The organism is Subtercola sp. YIM 133946, from assembly GCF_036553535.1.
Taxonomy (GTDB): domain Bacteria; phylum Actinomycetota; class Actinomycetes; order Actinomycetales; family Microbacteriaceae; genus Subtercola.
Map to the genome: position 1 here is coordinate 225,181 of NZ_JAZHPE010000023.1, position 20,508 is coordinate 245,688.

21 protein-coding genes are annotated in these 20,508 nt (G+C 70.2%); 11 read left to right on the plus strand and 10 right to left on the minus strand.

All coding sequences use genetic code 11. The features are described 5' to 3' along the window. Window positions 1–85: 85 nt before the first annotated feature. Window positions 86–1,417 (minus strand): ABC transporter substrate-binding protein, encoded by a 1,332-nt coding sequence (locus tag V3W46_RS09385; protein ID WP_331782831.1) that lies wholly within the window; start codon window positions 1,415–1,417, stop codon window positions 86–88. Window positions 1,418–1,647: 230 nt separating this feature from the next. Here V3W46_RS09385 and V3W46_RS09390 point away from each other — a divergent pair, with 230 nt between their 5' ends. Next, window positions 1,648–2,907, plus strand: a complete 1,260-nt coding sequence (locus V3W46_RS09390) for a MalY/PatB family protein (RefSeq protein ID WP_331782832.1) — start codon at window positions 1,648–1,650, stop codon at window positions 2,905–2,907. Continuing rightward, window positions 2,904–5,048 (plus strand): Na+/H+ antiporter NhaA, encoded by a 2,145-nt coding sequence (gene nhaA / locus V3W46_RS09395; RefSeq protein ID WP_331782833.1) that lies wholly within the window; start codon window positions 2,904–2,906, stop codon window positions 5,046–5,048. Before V3W46_RS09390 ends, nhaA begins: the two co-directional genes overlap by 4 nt. A 42-nt stretch (window positions 5,049–5,090) precedes the next feature. On the opposite strand, the gene V3W46_RS09400 is transcribed toward nhaA, so the two are convergent. Further along, on the minus strand, window positions 5,091–5,714 hold the full coding sequence (locus tag V3W46_RS09400) for a hypothetical protein (RefSeq protein WP_331782834.1): 624 nt from the start codon (window positions 5,712–5,714) through the stop codon (window positions 5,091–5,093). Between the two features lie 100 nt (window positions 5,715–5,814). Here V3W46_RS09400 and V3W46_RS09405 point away from each other — a divergent pair, with 100 nt between their 5' ends. Beyond that, entirely contained in the window at window positions 5,815–6,300 is a 486-nt protein-coding gene (locus V3W46_RS09405; protein WP_331782865.1) for an FBP domain-containing protein, read from the plus strand. Window positions 6,301–6,317: 17 nt separating this feature from the next. On the opposite strand, the gene V3W46_RS09410 is transcribed toward V3W46_RS09405, so the two are convergent. Next, window positions 6,318–7,598, minus strand: a complete 1,281-nt coding sequence (locus V3W46_RS09410) for a VIT1/CCC1 transporter family protein (protein WP_331782835.1) — start codon at window positions 7,596–7,598, stop codon at window positions 6,318–6,320. Window positions 7,599–7,684: 86 nt separating this feature from the next. On the opposite strand from V3W46_RS09410, the gene V3W46_RS09415 reads away from it, so the two are divergent. Beyond that, the gene (locus V3W46_RS09415) at window positions 7,685–8,017 is read left to right on the plus strand and encodes a hypothetical protein (protein ID WP_331782836.1); all 333 of its coding nucleotides are present in this window, start codon (window positions 7,685–7,687) and stop codon (window positions 8,015–8,017) included. Window positions 8,018–8,059: 42 nt separating this feature from the next. Beyond that, window positions 8,060–8,860: a nitroreductase family protein gene (locus tag V3W46_RS09420; protein WP_331782837.1), complete on the plus strand. Its 801-nt coding sequence runs from the start codon at window positions 8,060–8,062 to the stop codon at window positions 8,858–8,860. A gap of 160 nt (window positions 8,861–9,020) precedes the next feature. On the opposite strand, the gene V3W46_RS09425 is transcribed toward V3W46_RS09420, so the two are convergent. Then, window positions 9,021–9,473: a DUF5997 family protein gene (locus tag V3W46_RS09425; protein WP_331782838.1), complete on the minus strand. Its 453-nt coding sequence runs from the start codon at window positions 9,471–9,473 to the stop codon at window positions 9,021–9,023. A 70-nt stretch (window positions 9,474–9,543) separates the two neighbouring features. Between V3W46_RS09425 and V3W46_RS09430 the strand changes: the two genes are divergently transcribed. The 4 genes from V3W46_RS09430 to V3W46_RS09445 all read left to right on the plus strand — a co-directional run bounded on the left by V3W46_RS09430 (window position 9,544) and on the right by V3W46_RS09445 (window position 14,494). Next, window positions 9,544–10,647 (plus strand): LysR family substrate-binding domain-containing protein, encoded by a 1,104-nt coding sequence (locus V3W46_RS09430; RefSeq protein ID WP_331782839.1) that lies wholly within the window; start codon window positions 9,544–9,546, stop codon window positions 10,645–10,647. A gap of 177 nt (window positions 10,648–10,824) precedes the next feature. Next, the gene (locus V3W46_RS09435) at window positions 10,825–11,916 is read left to right on the plus strand and encodes an NADPH:quinone reductase (RefSeq protein ID WP_331782840.1); all 1,092 of its coding nucleotides are present in this window, start codon (window positions 10,825–10,827) and stop codon (window positions 11,914–11,916) included. Window positions 11,917–12,118: 202 nt separating this feature from the next. After that, window positions 12,119–13,726, plus strand: coding sequence for an alpha-amylase family glycosyl hydrolase (locus tag V3W46_RS09440; RefSeq protein WP_331782841.1), 1,608 nt, complete (start codon window positions 12,119–12,121; stop codon window positions 13,724–13,726). Window positions 13,727–13,873: 147 nt separating this feature from the next. Continuing rightward, window positions 13,874–14,494, plus strand: coding sequence for a GNAT family N-acetyltransferase (locus V3W46_RS09445; protein ID WP_331782842.1), 621 nt, complete (start codon window positions 13,874–13,876; stop codon window positions 14,492–14,494). A gap of 118 nt (window positions 14,495–14,612) precedes the next feature. Here V3W46_RS09445 and V3W46_RS09450 read toward each other — a convergent pair whose 3' ends face one another. After that, complete coding sequence (locus tag V3W46_RS09450; RefSeq protein WP_331782843.1) at window positions 14,613–16,115, minus strand: 8-oxoguanine deaminase; 1,503 nt, start codon at window positions 16,113–16,115, stop codon at window positions 14,613–14,615. Between the two features lie 199 nt (window positions 16,116–16,314). Here V3W46_RS09450 and V3W46_RS09455 point away from each other — a divergent pair, with 199 nt between their 5' ends. Then, the gene (locus V3W46_RS09455) at window positions 16,315–16,800 is read left to right on the plus strand and encodes a GNAT family N-acetyltransferase (protein ID WP_331782844.1); all 486 of its coding nucleotides are present in this window, start codon (window positions 16,315–16,317) and stop codon (window positions 16,798–16,800) included. Here V3W46_RS09455 and V3W46_RS09460 read toward each other — a convergent pair. From V3W46_RS09460 to V3W46_RS09470, 3 genes are all read right to left on the minus strand, one after another. Further along, on the minus strand, window positions 16,797–17,330 hold the full coding sequence (locus tag V3W46_RS09460) for a nuclear transport factor 2 family protein (RefSeq protein ID WP_331782845.1): 534 nt from the start codon (window positions 17,328–17,330) through the stop codon (window positions 16,797–16,799). The two genes, V3W46_RS09455 and V3W46_RS09460, sit on opposite strands and share 4 nt — an antisense overlap. Before the next feature lie 2 nt (window positions 17,331–17,332). Beyond that, window positions 17,333–17,830, minus strand: coding sequence for a Cys-tRNA(Pro) deacylase (gene ybaK / locus V3W46_RS09465; RefSeq protein ID WP_331782846.1), 498 nt, complete (start codon window positions 17,828–17,830; stop codon window positions 17,333–17,335). 72 nt (window positions 17,831–17,902) lie between these two features. Then, window positions 17,903–18,628 carry an alpha/beta hydrolase gene (locus tag V3W46_RS09470; RefSeq protein WP_331782847.1) on the minus strand — a complete coding sequence of 242 codons (726 nt, stop codon included), beginning with the start codon at window positions 18,626–18,628 and terminating at the stop codon, window positions 17,903–17,905. 82 nt (window positions 18,629–18,710) lie between these two features. On the opposite strand from V3W46_RS09470, the gene V3W46_RS09475 reads away from it, so the two are divergent. Continuing rightward, complete coding sequence (locus tag V3W46_RS09475) at window positions 18,711–19,130, plus strand: MmcQ/YjbR family DNA-binding protein (protein ID WP_331782848.1); 420 nt, start codon at window positions 18,711–18,713, stop codon at window positions 19,128–19,130. A gap of 127 nt (window positions 19,131–19,257) precedes the next feature. On the opposite strand, the gene V3W46_RS09480 is transcribed toward V3W46_RS09475, so the two are convergent. Together V3W46_RS09480 and V3W46_RS09485 are read right to left on the minus strand one after the other, a co-directional pair. Continuing rightward, window positions 19,258–19,539 (minus strand): metal-sensitive transcriptional regulator, encoded by a 282-nt coding sequence (locus V3W46_RS09480; protein WP_331782849.1) that lies wholly within the window; start codon window positions 19,537–19,539, stop codon window positions 19,258–19,260. Window positions 19,540–19,601: 62 nt separating this feature from the next. Then, window positions 19,602–20,381 (minus strand): DNA-formamidopyrimidine glycosylase family protein, encoded by a 780-nt coding sequence (locus V3W46_RS09485; protein WP_331782850.1) that lies wholly within the window; start codon window positions 20,379–20,381, stop codon window positions 19,602–19,604. Between the last annotated feature and the right edge of the window lie 127 nt (window positions 20,382–20,508).

Below are 20,508 nucleotides of genomic sequence, written 5' to 3' on the forward strand. Positions count from 1 at the left end.
GGCCCTGCGGGCCTACTCGACCGGCGGTTGTTCGCTGGTCGAGTAGGCCGCAGGCCGTATCGAGACCGAGTTGTGGCGAATCTGCTTACTGGTTGACGACGAGCTGGTTCAGCAGGGTGATGGCGTCGTTCCATGAGGTCGGGCCATCGGCCTTGCCGGAGTCGATCTCCTGCACCGCCGGGCCGAACACCTGCGACTGGATCACCGAGTCGTCAGGGCCCTTGTACTGCGCGACGACGCCCTTGGCGCGTTCGCCGAGGATCGTGCCGATCGGTGCGTTGTTGAAGAACGTCGACAGGTCGTTCGTTCCGGTCACAGCCGGGTCGGTCTGTGCAGCCGTGTCGCTCGGGAACGTTCCCGCCACACCGAACGCGGCCGCCTGCGACTGCGGGTTGGTCAGGAATGCGGCGAGGTCGGCCGCCTCCTGGGGGTGCTTCGACTGGGTCGGAACGGTCAGGAAGCTCCCGCCCCAGTTGGCTGCGCCGCCCGGGAACACGTTCGCGAAGTCCCAGCCCGTCGTGGCGCTGCCGCCGGCGGATTCGACCTGGCCCTTGACCACCCCGAGCATCCAGCCGGGGCAGACGAACGTCGAGAACGTTCCGTCGGTGAAGGCCTTGCCCTTCCCCCAGTCCCAGGCGGTCTGGTTCGCAGAGAGGCCCGACGAAGTCGCCGTGGCGAGCTTGTTCCAGAGGCCTTCGAGGGTGGTGTTGCCGTCGACGTTCAGGGTGCCGTCGGTCTTGTAGTAGCCCTCCTTCTGCTGGTTCACCATCGCGTTCCAGATGAAGCCCGACTGGTCGTAGAAGGCCTTGCCCGTGGCTGCCTTGTACTGCTCGCCGACCTTGAAGTAGTCGTCCCAGGTGGCGTTGTCGCCGCCGAAGAGCGCGGCGACCTGGTCGCGGTCGGTGGGCAGGCCGGCTGCTGCGAAGTCGGCGCTGTTGTAGCAGAGGCCCTCGGGCCCGATGTCTGAGCCGTAGCCGATGATGCGGCCGTTGGCGTCGGTGGCCTGAGCGAGCTTCCAGGGTACCCAGCGGTCTTTGATGTCATTGGCGCCGTACTGGCTCAGGTCGTTGAACTGGTCGGAGACCTGCATGACGGCGCTCAGCCAGCCCTCTTCGACGGCCTGCACGTCGGGCAGGCCCGCCCCAGCCGCCTCTTTCGTCTGCCAGTCGGTCTTGGCGTTGTCACCTGTGTCGATGTTGGTGGCCTTGATGGTGATGTTCGGGTGCAGCGACTCGTACTGCTTGTACAGGTCGTCGTAACCCATGGTTCCGAACGTCGTGACCGTCAGTGTGATCGGGTCGGTGGAGCTGCCGGTGCTGCTGGCAGAACCTCCGCTCGAGCATCCGGTGGCGAGCAGAGCAAATGCTGCAACGCCTGCCAGCGCGGCTGCTCCTGTGGTGCGTCGTGACAGTTTCACGGTCACTCCTTTGTGTGCGTGGTGTGGATGGGACAATCTGAGAGCGCTCTCACGAAACGACGAGAGAGCGCTCTCACGAATTCAGAGTGAGCGTATGCAACGCATCGATGCCGTGTCAAGTTCGGGTTTTGGTCGGCCGGTCGCCGGCGGATGCCCGTCTCAGGCGCTTCGCACCATATGCCGCGAGGCGCATATGCGAATTCTGCCCGAGAATACGGCACACTGGAGCGATGGACCCCCTTCGCGCCGATCCACTCGCAGTACTCAGAAAGCGCACCAGTGTGAAGTGGCGCGCCTACCCCGACGACGTGCTGCCGCTGTTCGTCGCCGAGATGGACTACCCCCTCGCGGCCCCGGTGAAGGCCGCCATGGTCGCGGTGATCGAGAGCTCCGACCTCGGGTACATCGCGGGCAGCGAGGCCCTGGCAGCGCCGTACAGCGCGTTCGCCGCTGAGCGGTGGGGCTGGCAGGTCGACGCCGCGGGCATCCGTACCACCACCGACGTGAGCGTCGCCGCGGTCGAGGCCCTCCGGCAGGCCATCGAGCCGGGCGACGCGGTGGTCATCATGCCACCGGTGTACCCGCCGTTCTACGAATTCGTCGCGGAGGCCGGGGGAGTGGTGCGCGAGGTCGCCCTGCTCGAGATGTCGGCTACAGCGGCCTCGCCCGAGTCGCCGCCGTTCGAGGGTGCGCCAAGCGAACACCCCGGCGACGCCGTCGCCGGCACCGCCTCCGAGCACTGGATGATCGACCTGGCCGGCCTCGAACGGGCGCTGGCCGAGGGCGCCACGGCCGTTCTGCTCTGCAACCCGCAGAACCCCCTCGGCGTGGTGCACTCGGCTGCGTCGCTCGAGCGGGTCGCCGAACTCGCCCAGCGGTACGGCGCGATGGTCGTCAGCGACGAGATCCACGCCCCGCTGGTGTACGACGCCTCCACCTTCACACCCTTCCTGAGCGTGTCGGCGGCGGCGCGTGAGGTCGGATTCACCGTCACCTCGGCCAGCAAGGGTTGGAACCTGGCCGGCGCGAAGTGTGCCCTCATTGTTGCGCAGAGTGAGCGGATCCTGGCCCTCGTCGACGCCATGCCGGCCGAAGTCGTGATGCGTACCAGCCAACTCGGGCTGCACGGCAGCGTCGCCGCGTTCGCTGACGGGGTGCCGTGGCTCGACTCCGCGATCGCGGCGATCGAGGCCAACAGCGAGCTGCTGGCCGAGCTGCTCGCCGAACACCTGCCGGGTGTGGTGTTCCGTCGGCCGCAGGCGAGCTACCTCGGCTGGCTCGACTTCACGGCCCTCGGCTGGGGTGACGACCCGAGCATCCGGGCGCTCGTCGAGGCGAAGGTCGCGCTGATGCCGGGACCCGACTTCGGGCCGCCCGGGCGCGGGTTCGTGCGGCTGAACTTCGCCTGCTCGCCCGAGGTTCTCACCGAGGCGGTGCTGCGGCTCGCTCGCGTCGCGAACGCCGACGCCGACGCTGAGGCGGCCCGATGACGACCGCTGCGGTGCAGGTGACCGAGGGCGACACGGAACCGCGATTTCCTCGGCTGCGCAGGCTGCTCTACCAGCGGCGCGGATTCTCTGACACCGAGAAGACAGCCGCCGCGCTGCTGCTCGTCGCCACCATCGTCGCCCTGGTCTGGGCGAACCTGCCCGGCAGCTCGTACGACGAGTTCTGGCGCTCGACGGTGTCGTTGCAGGTCGGTGAGACGGGCATCCAACTCGACTTCAGGTCGGTCGTCAACGAGGCCCTGATGACGCTGTTCTTCTTCGTCGTGGGCCTCGAGGTGAAGCGCGAGTTCGCCCTCGGTGAGCTGAGCGACTGGGCCAGGGCGGTGGTGCCCGTGTCGGCGGCCGTCGCCGGGCTCGCGGTGCCGGCGCTGATCTTTCTGATCTTCAACCACACGGGCGAGACCTCGCACGCGTGGGGGGTCGTGATCTCGAGCGACACCGCGTTCCTGCTCGGTGCGCTCGCCATCGTCGGGCCGCGTCTGCCCGGCCATCTGCGCATCTTTCTGCTGGCGCTCGCCGTGGTCGACGACGTCGGCGCGCTCGCGGTCATCGCGATCTTCTACACCGACCAGCTGCACTTCCTGCCGTTGATCATCGCCGCGCTCGGGCTGGTGGTGATCTGGATGCTGCGCTATCTGCGTTTCGGCCAGGGGCCCGCGTACCTCGTGTTCTCGCTCGTCGTGTGGGGCGCGCTTTACGCCTCGGGCGTGCAGCCGACGCTGGCCGGTGTGGCGATCGCCCTGCTCATCCCGGTGTACTCGCCGCGCCGTATGGACGTCGAGCGAGCCGCCGAGCTCAGCCGCGCCTTCCGGCAGTCGCCGAACCCCGCCTACGCCCAGGCCGCCGTGCGCGGCCTGCTGAGCTCGGTGTCGGTCAACGATCGGCTGCACACGCTGTACTCGCCGTACACGAGCTTCATCATTCTGCCGATCTTCGCGCTCGCGAACGCCGGCGTGCACCTCGACGGCGCGACACTGGCGGCCGCATTCGCGTCGCCGCTGACCTGGGGCATCATCGTCGGCCTCGTGGTGGGCAAGTTCGTGGGCATCACCGGCATGACCGTGCTGGTCAAGACCCTGGGGATCGGCGTGCTCGCGCCCGGGCTCACGTTCGGCCGGGTGGCGGGCGGGGCCGCCCTCTCGGGCATCGGGTTCACGATCGCGCTGTTCATCATCGACCTGTCGATCAGCGACCCCGTGCTGCAAGACGAGGCGAGGGTGGGCGTGCTGGCCGCGACCGTGATCGCGTTCGTGCTGGGCTGGGCGGTCTTCCGCGTCGTCGACAAGGTGCAGCCGCCGTCACGCATGAGCCTCGTGCTGGCGCGGCCGGTCGACGCCAGGCGCGACCACATTCGGGGGCCGATCGACGCGCCCATGCAACTCGTCGAGTACGGCGACTTCGAGTGCCCGTTCTGCAGCCGGGCGACGGGGTCGATCGACGAGGTGCGGGCGCACTTCGGCAGCGACCTGCTCTACGTGTGGCGGCACCTGCCGCTGACGAAGGTGCATCCGCACGCCACCCTGGCCGCGCGGGCGAGCGAGGCGGCGGCGCTGCAGGGCAAGTTCTTCATCTACGGCCCAACGATGTTCGCCCACCAGGATGCACTCGAACTCGACGATCTGCTCGCCTACGCCGTGTCGCTCGGCATGGACGTCGACCGCTTCGAAGAAGACATGCGCTCGAGCGACGTGGTGAACCGGGTGCGTGACGACGTGATCGACGCCGAGCTGATGGACGTGCACTCGACGCCCACCTTCTTCGTCGGCGGCAAACGCCACTTCGGGCCCTACGACGCGGCCACGCTCATCCGCGAGCTGAATGCCTCGCGCACCGACGGCCGCGTCGACACCGCTGCGCCCCCGGCGGGTCCGTCGGCGCCCGGGGGCGCCGTGAGCGCGACCGGAGCGACGCGTGCGGCGGTGGGCTCGGTCGACCTGCCCGGCCCGGGCGTCGGCGTCGGCGGGGTGCGGCCGGAGGGGTTCGTGCCGCCGCCCGCGCCAGCTGCGCCGCCCGCCGCGCCAGCTGCGCCGCCCGCGCCAGCAGCGCCGCCCGCCTCGGCAGCGCTCACCTCGCCGCCACCCGAGGGCGACCGCCCCGACCTCGGCCTCACCGAGAAACCATGACGGCGGGGCACCGGTCAGCGGGAGAACGGGTCAGCCGGCGGGTCAGCGGAAGGGGCTGAGGCCCATCTGGTTGCGCAGGCCCGTGAGTTCTCCGACGTGGTGGGTGAGGTGGCCCGTGAGCGGCCACCGCGCCAGGAAGGCGACCGGCTGGTCGGCCCAGAGCCGGTAGAGCCAGTCGAACTGCTCGTGTTCGATGCCCGCGAGGTCGAGGGCCGCCTCGATGTCGAGCAGGGCATCCAGCTCGGGCTCTTCGATGGTCGACAGGTAGCGGCGAACGTCGGCGAACACGCCGAGGGCGTAGGCGTTCACGGTGGCGGGGTCGAGCGCCTCGGTGAAGGGCTGCTGCACCTCCTGCAGGCCATTGCCGCCGCGAGTGGCGACTGCGAGCTGCTCTGCCACCTCGTCGGTCGCGGCGACACCGGCGGTCGTGTCGGCGCCCGCGATGTCGAACACGGCGAGACGGGGGTCGCGGATGCCCGCCGTGCCGGTCACGATCGACAACGCCAGGGCGGCGTGCCGGGCCACGTGAAAGGTGATCCATGTCGCAGAGTTTGCGCCCGGCAGACGCTCGAGCTGGCGCTCCAGGGGAACGATGTCGAGGATCTGCCGTCGCAGCCTCGTGACGGTGTCGTCGAGCTCGGCGACCAGGTACTGCGAGACATCCATGACCCGAGTCTAGGTTCGCGAGTACGCGGGCGGGATGACTCACGCCGCTTCGCGCGTTTAGGCTTGACACACCGAACGACGAGGAGAACGCGTGAAGAGGATGACCGGAATCGAGATTCGGCATTCGATCGTCAATGGATCGGCCACAGAGGTCTTGAACATGGTTCTGCCCTCGAACTTCGTCGAACTCGACTGGGAGAACCTCGACTACCTCGGCTGGCGCGACTCGCATTCGCCGCACCTGGGGTACATCATCCGGTGGCAGGGCGAGCAGGCGGTCGGCATCATCGTTCGCGAGGCGGATGGTCCGCTGTCGCGCCAGCGCATGATGATGTGCCAGCTCTGCCGGGCCACGCACACCGAGCACGGTGTCTCGCTGTTCAGCGCCAAGCGAGCCGGTGAGGCCGGCCAGAACGGCAACACCGTGGGCACGTACATCTGCGCCAACCTGGGGTGCTCGAGCAACATCAGGGTGGAGGTGCCGCATGCGTCGTACTACTCCGACCCGCAGAGCGTGCTCGAGCAGAAGGTCTCGGGCCTCGAGTCGCGGGTCTCGGGCTTCATCGCCGACGTGATGCGGGCCTGACCCCGCCGCGCACTGCGCTACACGCCGCCGAAGAGCAGGCCGAGCAGGTAGGTCACCGCGGCGGCCCCGTAGCCGATGAGCAGCTGGCGCAGCGCCCGCCGCAGGGGCGGCCCACCCGACAAAATGCCCACGATGGCGCCCGTGCCGAGAAGAGCCATGCCCACCAGCACGGCCGCGACGATCAGCGCGGGCAGGCCCTGCAGGCCGAAGATGTAGGGCAGTACCGGGATGATCGCCCCCGACGCGAAGAAGCAGAAGCTCGACAGGGCGGCGCTCAGGCCCGTGCCGACCGCCTCGTGCTCGTCGACCTCTTCGTTGGCGCTCGCGTCGGCGACGCCGTCGACGAGTTCCGCCCGTTCGAGCTCCAGCGCCGCCTCGGCTGGGCTGCGGCCGGGGGCTGTGGCCCCTCCGCCGGCGCCGTCGGCCGGCGCGGGCAGCCGGTCACCCCGGGCGGCGGCCCCGAATCGGCGCTCGTCGGCCGCGCGCGCGATCGAGCTGCGCGCGGTGTGGGCAGACGGCGAGCTGCGCGGGATGCGCGGGATGGGCTGCGTCGTCGGGATGAGCACGCTGCGGGCACGTGCCTCGGCCTCGGCCTCAGACATGCCCCGCGCCCGGTAGACCAGCGCCAGTTCGTTCGCGTTCACGTCGAGATTGGGCAGGGCGTTGGTGGCGTCGGCGCTCGGCGTCGTCGACTCGAGCAGCTCGCGCTGCGACCGTACCGACACGTACTCGCCCGCACCCATCGAGAGCGCGCCGGCGAGCAGACCGGCGAGACCCGTGGCGAGCACGATCGAGTTGTCGACCCCGCTCGCCGAGATACCCATCACCAGCGCGAGGTTGCTGACGAGCCCGTCGTTGGCGCCGAACACGGCGGCGCGGAAGGTGCCCGAGAGCCGGTTGCGTCCGCGGGCGGCGAGCCCTCGCACCACCTCGGCGTGCACCTGCTCGTCGGCGGCCATCGCCGCGGTGGCGTCGGAGTCGGTGGCGTACGGCGACCGCGTCTCGGCACGCTGCGCGAGCGCCAGCACGAATACCGACCCGAACCGCCGGGCCAGAAAGCCCAGCGTGCGGGTGCGCAGGTCGCCGCGCTTCGGCCGGCCGACGTTGTCGCCCAGCAGGGCGCGCCAGTGCGACTCGTGCCGCGCCTCGGCCTCGGCGAGGGCGAGCAGAATCGCCCGCTCCTCGCCCGTGCGGCGTTGGGCGAGGTCGCGGTAGACCGCGGCCTCGGCCTGTTCGTCGGCCATGTACTGTCGCCAACGGCGGATGTCAGCCGGTTTCGGGCTGGCGGTGGTTGTCATGGCTCCATTATTTCGTGCCCGGCGAGCCGGGCATCCGTCGACCGGCCAGCAGCGTTTGTTACTGTTGTCGGGAGTGAAGGCGAGTGATGATGCCCCAACAGGCGCTGTTCGTCGCGGCCTGCGTGAGCTTCACGGTGAACGCCCTGTTCGGGGCGAGTGTGAAGGCCGGGCTGGTGAACTCGGCGCCCTTCCACTGGGTGCATTCGGCGCTGTACATCTGCACGTTCGTGCTCACCGGGGCCGCCATCAGCACGGTGTTCTGGGGCGGCGGAACGGCCGGGTGGTGGCTGCTGCCCGCGGTGGTTCCGCTCGCGGCGCTGCCCTACGTACGGTCGCGGTCGTGGGGGCATGTGGCCCTCGCCCTCTCGGTGGCCCCATTTCTCGCGCTCGGGCTTATCGTTTCACTGGCGTCGCCGTGAACACGGGCAGAGCGACAATGCAGGGCTGACACAGAGGTGAGCATGGAATTCTTCGACGTAGTGCACAACCGAAAGACCACGAACGGCGCGTTTCTGCCCGACAAGGTGAGCGAAGAGCACCAGCGCATCCTGATGGAGGTCGCCGCCGCGGCCCCGTCGCAACTCAACAGCCAGCCATGGCGGTTCGTCATCGTCGACGACCCCGCGGTCATCCGGCGCATCGGCGACATCAGCGGCGACAGCATGACGCAGGCGCTGTCGGAGGGCACGTTCTTCGAGCGCTACCGCCCGTACTTCAGGTTCAGCGAAGCCGAGATGGATGCCCGGCGAGACGGCATGCTCTTCGACAAGATGCCCGCACCACTGCGCCCCTTCACCAAGGCCGTGTTCACCAAGCGCGGCCAGACGGTGATGAACGGGCTGCGTGTGCCGCAGACGCTCGGCGACCAGAACCGCCGGCTCGTGTCGGAGTCTCCGCTGCTGCTGGGGGTGATGCTCGACCGCTCGGAGTACCGGCCCGGCGAGCTGTCGTCGTTCTACTCGGTGTTCAGCATGGGCGCAGCGATGGAGAACGTGTGGTTGTCGACCGTCGAGCTCGGCATGGGCATCCAGTTCGTGTCGTTTCCGATGGAGGTGCCGGGCAAGTGGGAGCTGATCGTCGACCTGCTGAAGGTGCCCGACGAGCTCGAGTTGATGGCCGTGTACCGACTCGGCTACCTGCCCGCGGCCGAGCGCAGGCCCGCGATCGACTGGTCGAGCCGGCAGCGCAAACGCCCCTCGCAGTACGTGTTCAGGGGTACCTGCGAGACGCCGCAGCAGGGCTGGGACGCGAGCGCCAACTGAGGCGCGGCTCGGGTGGTCGTCGAGTGTGCGCAGAAGCACCGAAAGGCGGTGTATTTCGTGCGCTTGCGCATAACGGATGACCGAGAGGGTGTTGCGGGTGTGCAGGCAGGTCTGCCGGCCGGTGTGCCGCGGAGGGTCGGCCGAGGGGTGTGTGGGCGGGTCAGCGCTTGCGCGGCTTGGGGGCGATCGAGTTCGGGTTGGTGCGGGCGTGGCGTTCGGCGCGCTCCTTCGCTTCGGCCTTCGCCGCGCGGTCGGCCTTGATCCGGGCATTGTCTTCCATCACGCCGGCCTGGCGGGCCCGCTCGACCACGAGCCACTCCGGCGGAGCCGCCAGCAGGGCCTTGATCTCGTCGGTCGTGAACGGGTCGTCGACCCCGGCGCGGGTGAGGCCCGACACCGAGACGCCGAGCTTGCGGGCGATCTCCTGGCGGGGGTGCGGCCCGTTCGCGCGCAGGTCGGCCAGCCACTGCGGCGGAGCGCTCAGCAGCGCGTTCAGCTCGTCGCGCGTGACGTCGTTCTGCTGAAACTCCTCCGGCGCGGCGGGCAGGTAGATGCCCAGCTTCTTCGCGGCGGTGGCCGGTTTCATGGTCTGCGTCGATTTCTGCGGGGTCATCAGGCCAGCGTATCCTGAGGCCGTACGTACGGCTCAGCACCAGTCGAGCCGTGGATGATCGGGGCACACCATGAGCGACGACGACCCGGGCGTGCCGGGCGCGGGTTCCGACGTGTCGGCGCAGTCGGCGCCGGAGCGGTCGGTGCGGTCGGTGCAGCTGGAGCCGGTGCAGTCGGAGCCGTCAGCGCAGTCGGAGCAGTCGGTGCAGTCAACGCAGCCGGAGCCGCCGGAGCCGCCGGAGCCGCCGGCTCAGTCTGCGCAGTCGGTGTCTGGCGAGCCGGCGTCGGGCCCGGTGCTGCGGATCGCTTTCGTCGCCGGGGTCACCGTGACGAAGTGGACGCGGGTGTGGCAGCAGCGGCACCCGGAGGTGGCGCTCGAGGTGTTCCGCTCGGAGCCGGGGGAGCAGACGTCGGTGCTGCACGGGCACTCGGCCGACGTGAGTTTTGTGCGGCATCCGGTCGACCGCGCCGGGCTGAGTGCGATCGCGCTCTACTCCGAGGTGCCGGTGGTGGGGGTGGCCAAGGAGCACCCCGCCTCGGTATTCGACGAGGTGGCCGTCGCCGACCTGGCCGAGGAACACCTGCTGCAGGAGCCCGACGAGGTGCCCGAATGGCGTGACGTGGCGGTCGAGGTGGCCGACGGGTCGCGGCGGCCGCTGCTGGGCATCCGGTCGCTCGACGACGCTTTCGAGCAGGTGGCGGCGGGGGTGGGCATTGTGATCGTTCCGAAATCGATTGCGCGGCTGCACAGTCGTAAAGACGTGGTGTACGTGCCGGTGAGCGGGGTGGCCGAGTGGCCGGTCTCGCTCGCCTGGCGCGAGGGCGACGGGTCGGTGCTCGTCGAGGAGTTCATCGGCATCGTGCGAGGCCGGTCGGCGTCGAGTTCGCGCTCGGGCGGCCTGGTCGATGCGACGTCTGCCGGAGCGGCTGCGGCCACGGCCGCGGCCGGCGCGGGCGGGGGCGGTCGTGGGCGAAACGGCTCTGCGGATGCCTCTACGCCGGTCAAGAAGATCGGCCCGGTGGCGAAGGCCAAGGCGAAGGCGCGTGCCGCGCGGGAGGCCGAGGAGGCCGCGACAGGACGTCAACGACCCGCCCAGCCTGCCCGCAAGAAGGTGCAGTCGGAGCAGGCGAACAAGGCCCAGGCCCGCCGCAGAAAGTTCGGCGGAAAGCGGTAGCGGGTTCTCAGGCGGGCGGTACACGATGGAGTCGGTCTGCACGCAGGCGGCCGGCATGGACGCACATCGCACGACCCGCCTGACCGCACCCCGTACCCCGCACACCGCACACCGCACCACGCACCCCGCACCACGGCACCACCGACCACCCGAGCAACCGCACAAAGGAGAGCGCCCATGAAAGCCGTCGTCTACCACCGCACCGGAGGCCCCGAGGTGCTCGAGCTGGTCGAGAGCGACAGCCTTCCCGAGCCCGGTCACGGCGAAGTGCGCGTGCGCATCGTCGTCTCGGGAGTGAACCCGACCGACTGGAAGGCGCGGGCTGGATCGGGCGCGAGTGTGGAGCTCGAGCATCCGCAGACCCCCAACCAAGACGGATCGGGCGTCATCGATGCCATCGGACCAGCGGTGCAGCGCTTCTCCGTCGGAGACCGGGTCTGGATTCGTGATGCGGCCTACCAGCGACCCTCTGGCACCGCCACCGAATTCGCCGTTCTGCCCGAGACGCTCGTCAACCCGCTGCCCGCGGGATTGTCGTTCGACGTGGGGGCTTCGCTGGGCATCCCGGCCCTGACTGCCCACCGCGCTCTGACCTCCCACGAGGTCGCACCGGCCAGGCTCTCGCCGGGATCGCTCGTCGGTCACACCGTGCTGGTCGCCGGGGGAGCGGGCGCAGTCGGGCACGCGGCGATCCAGCTCGCTGTGTGGGCCGGCGCCACCGTGATCACGACCGTGAGCAGCGAGCTGAAGGCCGACCTCGCGTGGCGGGCAGGGGCTCATCACGTGATCGACTACCACACCGAGGATGTGGTGGCCCGGGTCGCCGCGGTCGCGCCCAACGGAGTGTCGATCATCGTCGAGGTGAATCCGCTCGCCAACCTCGGCATCGACCTCCAGATGATCGCCACCGGCGGAACGATCGCGATCTACGTCTCGGGTTCGCCCGACGAGCTGTCGGTGCCTGCTCGGGCCAGCATGACCAAGAACGTGCGGTACCAGTTCATCCTCACGTACACGACGAGCGAGGTGCAGAAGTCGAATGCCGTGGCGGCCGTGGGTGAGGCGGCTGCGGCCGGCGCCCTCGGCGTGGGCGACGAGTTCGGCCTTCCGCTCGTACGGTATCTGCTGTCGGAGACCGGGGCTGCACACCGGGCCGTCGAAGACGGGGTCGTCGGAAAGATGCTGATAGACGTCGGTCCGGCTGACCCGGGCAACGCGGTTCTGGATGCCCAGGCTGCCGGCCTCGCCCCCGATGGCGACGCGTGGTGAGCGTGGCGCGGGCCGAACAGGCGCGGGGTGGTGGCGCGACGGGGGTGTGCGCGTCGGTGGGGCTTGAGTCTTCCGTGCGCGGCGACGGCGGTGCGGGTGCGCCGACGGGGCGGGGAGATGCAGCGGGAAGGGATGCAGCGGGAAGGGATGCAGCGGGAAGGGACGCAGCGGGAAGGGACGCAGGGGGAGAGGGATGGGTGCGGTGAGCGAGCCGGAGTGGGTCGAGTACGCGGTGTGGTGGCAGGTCTACCCGCTCGGGTTCGTCGGGGCGTCGACTGAAGCGGGAGAGCATCCACTCGAGCACCGGCTGACGCGGATCGTCGACTGGCTCGACTACGCGATCGAGCTGGGAGCGTCGGGAATCGCCCTCGGACCCGTCTTCGCCTCAGAGACGCACGGGTACGACACGACCGAATACTTCACGATTGATCCGCGGCTGGGCGATGAGGCCGACTTCGACCTGCTGGTCGCCGAGGCCCACTCCCGGGGGCTGCGGGTGCTGCTCGACGGGGTGTTCAACCATGTGGGGCGAGGCTTCGCGCCGCTGCAGCGGGCGCTCGCCGAGGGTGCTGCGGCGCCCGAGTTCGGGTGGTTCGTCGACGAGTCGGGTGGTGCGGCAGCGGGGGATGAGGCGGTTCGCGGCGGCGGCGGTTCGGATGGTCGGGCTGTCGGCGGCGGCGGTGGCGGCGGTTCGGATGGTCGGCCTGTCGGCGACGGCGACGGCGACGGTTCGGATGCTCGGGCTGTCGGCGGCGGTTACGGTTCGGGCGCGCATCCGCGGTTCAGGGTGTTCGAAGGGCACGACACCCTCGTCGAGCTGAACCACGCCGAACCCGCGGTCGCCGACTTCGTGGTCGAGGTCATGACCTACTGGCTCGGCCGCGGGGCCGACGGCTGGCGGCTCGACGCCGCGTACGCGGTCGACAGCGCCTTCTGGGCCGACGTGCTGCCCCGGGTGCGGCACGGGCATCCGGATGCCTATTTCGTCGGCGAGGTGCTGCACGGCGACTACACCGCCTACGTCGAGGCGTCGCGGCTCGACTCGGTGACCCAGTACGAGGTGTGGAAGGCCATCTGGAGTTCGATTCACGACGCCAACTTCTTCGAACTCGACTACGCGCTGGGGCGGCACAACGGGTACCTCGAGGGGTTCGTTCCGCTCACGTTCGTGGGCAACCACGACGTGACCCGGCTGGCGACGGCGGTGGGGGATGCCCGGCACCTCGCCCACGCGCTCGTCGTGCTGCTGACGATCGGTGGCACGCCGTCGATCTACTACGGCGACGAGCGCGGCCTGACCGGGCTCAAGGAGCAGCGGTTCGGCGGCGACGATGCCATCCGGCCGGCGTTCCCTGCGGCGGGGCCGGCCGGGTTCGGCGCCGGTCGGGCCGACGGGGCGGGTGCTGTGGGCGCCGGCGGCGCGGTCGACGGATGGTCGGTCTACCACCTGCACCAGAACCTCATCGGTCTGCGGCGGCGGCATCCGTGGTTGCACTCAGCACGCACCTCGGCGCTGAAGCTCACGAACGAATTCTACGCGTACGAGGTTGTCGCGACGGACTCCGCGCCGCACCAGGGTGAAGCCGCGCCGCACCAGGCTGAAGCCGCGCCGGCGGGCGGCGGGGCCGGGCATCCGCGGCGCCTCGTTGTACTGCTCAACGTGGGGGACGAGCCGTTCGCGATCGACGTACCCCGAGCATCCACTCTCGTCGCCGGCGACTGTGCCCTGGCCCCCTCCGGCAGCGAAGGCTCAGCCAGCGGACTCACCGCCACCACCCCACCCCACGGCTGGGCCGTCATCGAGCCCTGACCCCGTTGGGCCGCCGGGTCAGCAATCGATTCGCGGGTTGAGAACAGTCTTGCGCGCCGCACGTGTTTCAAACCCGTGAATCGATGGCGGCGCTGCTGCTGCCGAGGCAGTGCGGCAGGCCGGCGCCGGCGGCGATAGGGTCGAGAGATGTCATCCGAGCAGCCCTCTCCTGTCGACTTCAGCGCCGTACCGACCCTCGTGGGGCAGCGCATCACGCTCGAGCCGCTGTCGCTCCGGCACGTGCCCGATCTCGCCGAGGCCGTCGCCGAAGGCGACCTGTGGCAGACCTGGTACACGCGCATCCCGAGCCCCGATGAGATGCAGGATGCCGTGCAGCACCGCCTCGACCTGAACGCCGAGGGCAGCTGGGTGCCGTGGGCGGTTGTGCGGCACGACACCGGTCGGGCCGTCGGAATGTCGTCGTTCCTGAACATCCGTGCCGACAATCGTAAACTCGAGATCGGATCGACCTGGCTCGCGAAGAGCACCCAGCGCACCGGAATCAACAGCGAGGCCAAGCTGCTGCAGCTCACCCACGCCTTCGACACGCTGGGCTGCGTGGCGGTGGAGTTTCGCACGCACTGGCACAACCAGCAGTCGCGCGCCGCGATCGCCCGGCTCGGCGCCAAGCAAGACGGCGTTCTGCGCAACAACGACCTCTGGCGCGACGGCACGCTGCGCGACACCGTCGTCTTCTCGATCATCGAGTCGGAGTGGCCCACCGTTCGCCTCGGCCTCACCGAGAAGGTCGCGGGCCGCGCCCGCTGACGCGCCCCCCGCCCGCTGCGTCCCACCGTCGCAGAGCGCGCCCCTTCGGCATACATGCGCCCCTTCGAACGGGCGCGCACATGCCAGAGAGCCGCAGATTCAGGCTTGCCGCGATCGGTCAGCGGGCGGCGAGAGCCGTGGATGCCCGGGCCACCGCCGCCGCGATGGAGGGCTCGTCGACGCGGCTGAGCCGGCCATCCCGAACCACCTCGGCGCCGTTCACGAGCAACAGCGCCAGCGGGGGCTGCGAGCCCAGGGTGAGGGCCGCGACGGGGTCGAGGATTCCGGCGTGCTCGACGCCATCGATCTTCCACACGGCGAGGTCGGCGAGCTTGCCCACTTCGAGCGAGCCGAGCTCTGCCGCGCGGCCGAGCGTGGCTGCTCCGCCCATGGTCGCCATGCGCAGGGCGGCCCGCCCGGGCATCCGGTCGGCCCCCGAGCCCAGCCGGTTCATCATCACGGCCATGCGAATCTCGGTGCCGAGCTGCCCCGACTCGTTCGAGGCGGCGCCGTCGACGCCGAGGCCCACGGTGATTCCGGCCTCGAGCATGGCCGGAACCCGCGCGATGCCGGCGGCGAGCCGGGCGTTCGACGAGGGGCAGTGGGCGACCGACGTTCCGGTGGCGGCGAAGCGGGCGATGGCGTGGTCGTCGAGGTGCACGCAGTGCGCCATCCACACGTCGGGGCCGAGCCAGTCGACGTCTTCGAGGTACTGCGTCGGGGTCTTGCCGAACTTCTCGAGGCAGAACGCGTCTTCTTCGACGGTCTCTGACCCGTGTGTGTGCAGCCGCACCCCACGGGCCCGGCCGAGCGCCGCCGATTCGCGCAGCAGGTCGGCCGTGACCGAGAACGGCGAGCACGGAGCCACGGCGATCTGCGCCATCGCCCCACGCGACGCATCGTGGTACCGGTCGATGGCCTGGTCACTGGCCGCCAGAATCGCGTCGATCGACTCGACCACGAAGTCGGGCGGAAGGCCACCGTCGCTCTGCCCGAGGTCCATCGACCCGCGAGTGGCGTGGATGCGCACGCCGAGCTCGCCGGCCGCCCGAACGATTCCGCCGAGAATGTCGCCCGCGCCGCTGGGGAACACGTAGTGGTGGTCGCCCACCGCCGTGCATCCCGATTTAGCGGCGACGGCCATCGCCCCCAGCGCGCCCTTCTCGACCAGGTCGGCGTCGATCATCGACCACAGCGGATACAGCGACGTCAGCCAGTCGAACAGAATCGAGTCTTGGGCGTAGCCGCGCGTGAGCCACTGGTAGAGGTGGTGGTGGGTGTTGATGAGCCCGGGTGTGACGAGGTGCCCGCGCCCGTCGACGAGGGTGACGGATGCCCGGGGCGTGGCCGCGCGCGTGGTGCCGCTCGGGGCGGCCGTGGTGCTGCCTGTCGTGCCGCCCGTCGTTCCGCCCGTCGGGGCGCCCGTCGGGGCGCCCAGCTCGGACGTTGCCGGCTCGCCGTCGAGAGCCCAGCGCGGAACCTCGCCCGCCCCCACGGCGACGATCGTGTCGTCATCGACGACCACGTAGCCGTCGCGGTGCTCGGTGTCGTCGTGGTCGACGGTCGCAACGTACGCGCCGTGGATGATCGTTCGCGAAACCGTCTGCGTCTGCCGGGTCATGCCCCCACGTTACTAAAAGCCGCCCGACGCACTCGCCACTGGGCCAGCACCTGACGCACCTGCTCTGAGCCCCGTGCCTCGCTACTCGCTACTCCACGCCACGCCACGCTACGCCTCGTCACGCCTCGCTAGGCCTCGTTACGCCACGCCGCGCCACCGTGCGACCCACCCGCCCCGGCCCGGTGGATAGTCTTCGGGAGTGCAGACGACGACTCCCCGCCTCCTCCTGCGCCCCTACTCGCTCGCCGAGGCCGAGCGCGTGCTCGCGCGAACCCCTGCCGCGCACGACGTGTGGGCGCCCGACTACCCGTTCGCCGACGAGATCGACATTCTTCCGCGGTTCATCGCCGACTTCCGCGCGAACGGCGATCCGCAGCCCTTCGGGCCGTACGTCGTGTGCCGCCGCTCCGACAACGCCGCGATCGGCGGCATCGGCTTCACGGGGTCGCCCGACGACGAGGGGGCGGTCGAGGTGGGTTATGGCCTGGTCGCCTCGGCCCGCGGCAACGGGTTCGCCGCCGAGGCGCTCGCGGCCGCCGTGGGCATCGCCCGGGCATCCGGAGCCCGCCTGCTGCGCGCCGACACGACGCTCGACAATGTCGCGTCGCAGCGCGTGCTGGCCGGCGCCGGCCTCGTGGAGGTGCGCCGCGAGGGCCAGGCGCTGTATTTCGAGCTGTCGCTCTAGCCCGGCGCGATCGTCGTGCCCTGGTGGAACACGAGGGCCACCGGACGCCCGCCCTCACCCGTCGCGCGCCACACGGATGCCCGGCGAGACCAGCGCCCCTCGAACCGCAGCACGTACGTCAGCAGTACGACGTTCTCGGCGAGCGGTGTCGCGACCACCTCACTCAGCTCGGGCGGCGGGGTGTGCGGGGCTGCATCCGACGCACCCGCATCGGCCAGCAACGCCGCCACAATCTGGTTGCGGGTGAAGAGGCGGCCAGACTGTCCGATCTCGCGGAAGTTCTCGTCGAGCAGCAGTTCGAGCTCCGCCCGGTCGCCCCGCACCCGCGGCGTGAGGAGGGCCCGCTCGGCTGCTTCGGCCGCGGCGGCGAGCCCGGGCATCCGTTCGGCGGGTGGCGCGGCATGGCTGACGCTCGCAGCCGGCACCGCGGCCTCGGGGGCGATGTCGGCGGGCGAGCCAGTATCGGGGGCGACCTCGGCGGGTTGGATGGTAGCTGGGGCGATGTCGCCCGATGACGACGGGTCGGGCATCCTCAGCCCCGCCGGATCTGCGCCACGACCGCTCCCGTCAGCCGCACCAGGTCGGCGGGTACGATTTCGAGGTCGAATCCGCGGCGACCGCCCGAGACGAAGATGGTGTCGTGGGCGAGGGCCTCGTCGTCGAGCACCGTCGTGAGGCGGGTCTTCTGGCCGAAGGGGCTGATTCCGCCGACGACGTAGCCGGTCTTGCGCTCGGCGACCGCCTTGTCGGCCATCGCTGCTCGCTTCGCGCCGACGGCCGCGGCCACCGCCTTCACGTCGAGCATCGACGCGACCGCGACGACTGCGACCGCGAGGCCGGCGTCGGTGTCGACCAGCAGGGTCTTGAACACGCGAGCCGGGTCGATTCCGAGGGCCCGCGCTGCCTCGTCGCCGAAGTCGGTGGCGGCATCGTCATGGTGGTAGGCGTGCGGGGTGAAGGCCACGTCCGCCTTCGTCAGGGCGACGGTCGCGGCCGTCGTGGGCCCTGCGGTCTTGGATGCTCTGGCCATCGGTGTTCGGGTCTCGCTCGGTCTCGGGGTCGAGTGGTCGCGTCGTCTCGGGGTGCTGGTCGCGCCGCGCCGTCAGACGGCCGCGACGCCGTCGGCTCCCGAAGCCCCGGCGCCCGCCCCGAACAGATGCTCGCCCAGGAACGCCGACACGTCGGCCACCTCCTCCTGCGACACCCCGTGATGGATGCCCGGGTACAGCTTCGCCGTGAGGGTCGAGTGCTCGGGCAGCCACTCCTCGGTGCGCGCCACCGCCTCGGCCGTGATGACGGGGTCGGCGACATCACGCCCCCAGAACACCGGCGGTCGCAGCTCGGCCATCGACCGGTCGCCGTGCACCTGGCCCGCCACCACGAACCCCGACAGGTTCACGGCCGCGACGAACCGCCCGGGCACCGAGCGCAGCAGGTGCACCGCCATCGCCCCGCCCTGCGAGAACCCCATGGGCGCGATACTCGGCGGCGTTCCGTAGGCGGCCTCGACCCGGTCGAGCCACTCGAGCACCGACAGCGCGGCGTCGTCGACACCCGAGATGCGCGGGTTGCCCGGGTCGCCGATGGTGAACCACGCGAACCCGTTCTCGATGGGGTGCGGCGCCAGCAAGGGCGCCCGCAGCGATGCCGCGACGATGCCCTCGGGCAGCAGCGGAGCCAGCGAGATCAGGTCGTTCTCATGCGAACCGTAGCCGTGCATGATGATGACGAGCGGGCTCATGGGCAGCCGACCGGCCAGCTCCTCCGACGGAACCGACCACACCACCGCGGCATCGTTGACGGCTGCGCGGCGGGCTGAATCGGTCACGGAGTTCCTTCGTTCACTCGGGCTGGTGGGGCGCGAAAAGCTGGCCCCAGTCTAAACGGAGCGAGTGCTATCGTCTGGTGCCATGGCATTCTCGAGCGAGCATCCCCCGCAGTTCGCCGCCGACGATCCGCTGATCGCCCGGCTGCGCGAGATCGCCCTCGCCCTGCCCGACGCGAGCGAGCTGGAGACGTGGGGGCGGCCGAACTTCCGCGTCAACCAGCGCATCTTTCTGATCGCCGGCCTGGGCAACGGCGCCCGCGCCTCGGTGTGGTTCAAGCCCGACGCCGACGAGCGCCCCGCCCTGCTGCAGCAGCCCGGCTTCTTCACTCCCCGCTACTTCGGATCGAAGGGCTGGCTCGCCCTCGACCTCGCCGACGATCCCGCCGCCGTCGACTGGACGCTCGTGGCCGAACTCGCCGACACCTCCTACCGGCTGATCGCCCTCAAACGCCAGGTCGCGGTTCTGGATGCCCGTGCATCCGCCCGCCCCGACGAGCGGTAGCGCGGGCTTTCGTGCGCTGCCGGATGCCCGAGCATCCGTTCGCCGGACGAGCGGTAGTGCGGGCTTTCGTGCGCTGCCGGATGCCCGAGCATCCGTCGCCCGCAGGCTCTACGGTGCTCGCCCCGCCTCACTCGCCGCGGTTGCGGCTCAGCTCGTAGATGCGCACCAGCTCGTCGATCGCCTTGGCACGCTCGTCGCCCCCGGCGTCGAACATCTCGGTGACGTGCGTCTTCAGGTGGTTCTCGACCATCAGCTTGTTGAGCGACCCCAGCGACTTCTGGATGGCCAACGACTGCGTGATGATGTCGATGCAGTAGTCCTCGTTCTCGATCGCCTTCTCGAGGCCGCGCAGCTGCCCTTCGAGAATGCGGGTGCGGTGCAGGGCGCGCTTCTTGATGTCGTCGATCACCACCCCAGAATACCTGCGCGCGGCATACGGGGGCGGGGTATGCTCCGCTGGTTGCAGCCGGCTCAGGTCTGGCAGTGCGGGCACCAGTAGGTGTCGCGCAGCGCGAGTTCGCTGGCCCCGAGCTTGCCGGTGAGAATCGGGGTGCCGCAGCGGCGGCAGGGCTGCCCCGCGCGGTTGTAGACGAACACCTGCTTGCCCGGCCGGGTGTCGCCGGTGGTGGTGCGCTCGACGCGGTCGCGGTTGGCCGTGATCAGTCGGTGCGCGAGGGCCACGACCGCCCCGAGCTGCGTGACCTCGCCGACGGGCCGCGTCGGCAGTACCCCACGCAGAAAGCACAGTTCGTTGACGAATACGTTGCCGAGCCCGGCGAGGTTGCGCTGGTCGAGCAGCGCCACGTCGATCTCACGCGCCGGGTCTGACGCCAGCCGGCGTTCGGCCTCGACCGCATCCCACCCGGGGCCCAGCAGGTCGGGGCCGAGGTACCCGACCACGTCGTCTTCGTCGGAACGCCTCAACACCTCGACCTTGCCGAGTTCGAAGCCGACGGCCGTCCACTCCGCGGTCTTCAGAATCGCCCGCGCCTGCCACGCCGGTTTGCGCCAGCGCGTCTCGGGGCGATACACGTGCCAGGTGCCCTCCATCTTGAGGTGCGAGTGGATGCTGAACTCACCGATCCGCATGAGCAGGTGTTTTCCTCTGCTCACGACGTCGTCGACCCGCTCGCCGGTGAGGTCGACCGTGGCGAACTTCGGCACCCGGATGTCGCACCCCGTCAGCACCTGCCCCGCCAGCACGGCGTTGAGGTGTTCGGCGGTGCGGTAGACGGTGTCGCCCTCAGGCACGATCGCTCCTCGGGTCGCAGGCGGGTGCAGGTGTCAGTGGCGCGGTGAGCGGCGTCGCTGTGCGGGGCGCCGGTGGCGCGGTGAGCGGCGTCGGGGTGCGGGGCGCCAGTGGCGCGCTGTGCGGCTT

What these genes read in the sequence shown, in the direction of transcription:
- V3W46_RS09390 (WP_331782832.1), top strand. Translation starts at nt 1,648, where the DNA reads ATGGACCCCCTTCGCGCCGATCCACTCGCAGTACTCAGAAAGCGCACC.
- nhaA (WP_331782833.1), top strand. Translation starts at nt 2,904, where the DNA reads ATGACGACCGCTGCGGTGCAGGTGACCGAGGGCGACACGGAACCGCGA.
- V3W46_RS09400 (WP_331782834.1), bottom strand. Translation starts at nt 5,714, where the DNA reads ATGGATGTCTCGCAGTACCTGGTCGCCGAGCTCGACGACACCGTCACG.
- V3W46_RS09405 (WP_331782865.1), top strand. Translation starts at nt 5,815, where the DNA reads ATGACCGGAATCGAGATTCGGCATTCGATCGTCAATGGATCGGCCACA.
- V3W46_RS09410 (WP_331782835.1), bottom strand. Translation starts at nt 7,598, where the DNA reads ATGACAACCACCGCCAGCCCGAAACCGGCTGACATCCGCCGTTGGCGA.
- V3W46_RS09415 (WP_331782836.1), top strand. Translation starts at nt 7,685, where the DNA reads ATGATGCCCCAACAGGCGCTGTTCGTCGCGGCCTGCGTGAGCTTCACG.
- V3W46_RS09420 (WP_331782837.1), top strand. Translation starts at nt 8,060, where the DNA reads ATGGAATTCTTCGACGTAGTGCACAACCGAAAGACCACGAACGGCGCG.
- V3W46_RS09425 (WP_331782838.1), bottom strand. Translation starts at nt 9,473, where the DNA reads ATGACCCCGCAGAAATCGACGCAGACCATGAAACCGGCCACCGCCGCG.
- V3W46_RS09430 (WP_331782839.1), top strand. Translation starts at nt 9,544, where the DNA reads ATGAGCGACGACGACCCGGGCGTGCCGGGCGCGGGTTCCGACGTGTCG.
- V3W46_RS09435 (WP_331782840.1), top strand. Translation starts at nt 10,825, where the DNA reads ATGAAAGCCGTCGTCTACCACCGCACCGGAGGCCCCGAGGTGCTCGAG.
- V3W46_RS09445 (WP_331782842.1), top strand. Translation starts at nt 13,874, where the DNA reads ATGTCATCCGAGCAGCCCTCTCCTGTCGACTTCAGCGCCGTACCGACC.
- V3W46_RS09450 (WP_331782843.1), bottom strand. Translation starts at nt 16,115, where the DNA reads ATGACCCGGCAGACGCAGACGGTTTCGCGAACGATCATCCACGGCGCG.
- V3W46_RS09460 (WP_331782845.1), bottom strand. Translation starts at nt 17,330, where the DNA reads ATGCCCGACCCGTCGTCATCGGGCGACATCGCCCCAGCTACCATCCAA.
- ybaK (WP_331782846.1), bottom strand. Translation starts at nt 17,830, where the DNA reads ATGGCCAGAGCATCCAAGACCGCAGGGCCCACGACGGCCGCGACCGTC.
- V3W46_RS09475 (WP_331782848.1), top strand. Translation starts at nt 18,711, where the DNA reads ATGGCATTCTCGAGCGAGCATCCCCCGCAGTTCGCCGCCGACGATCCG.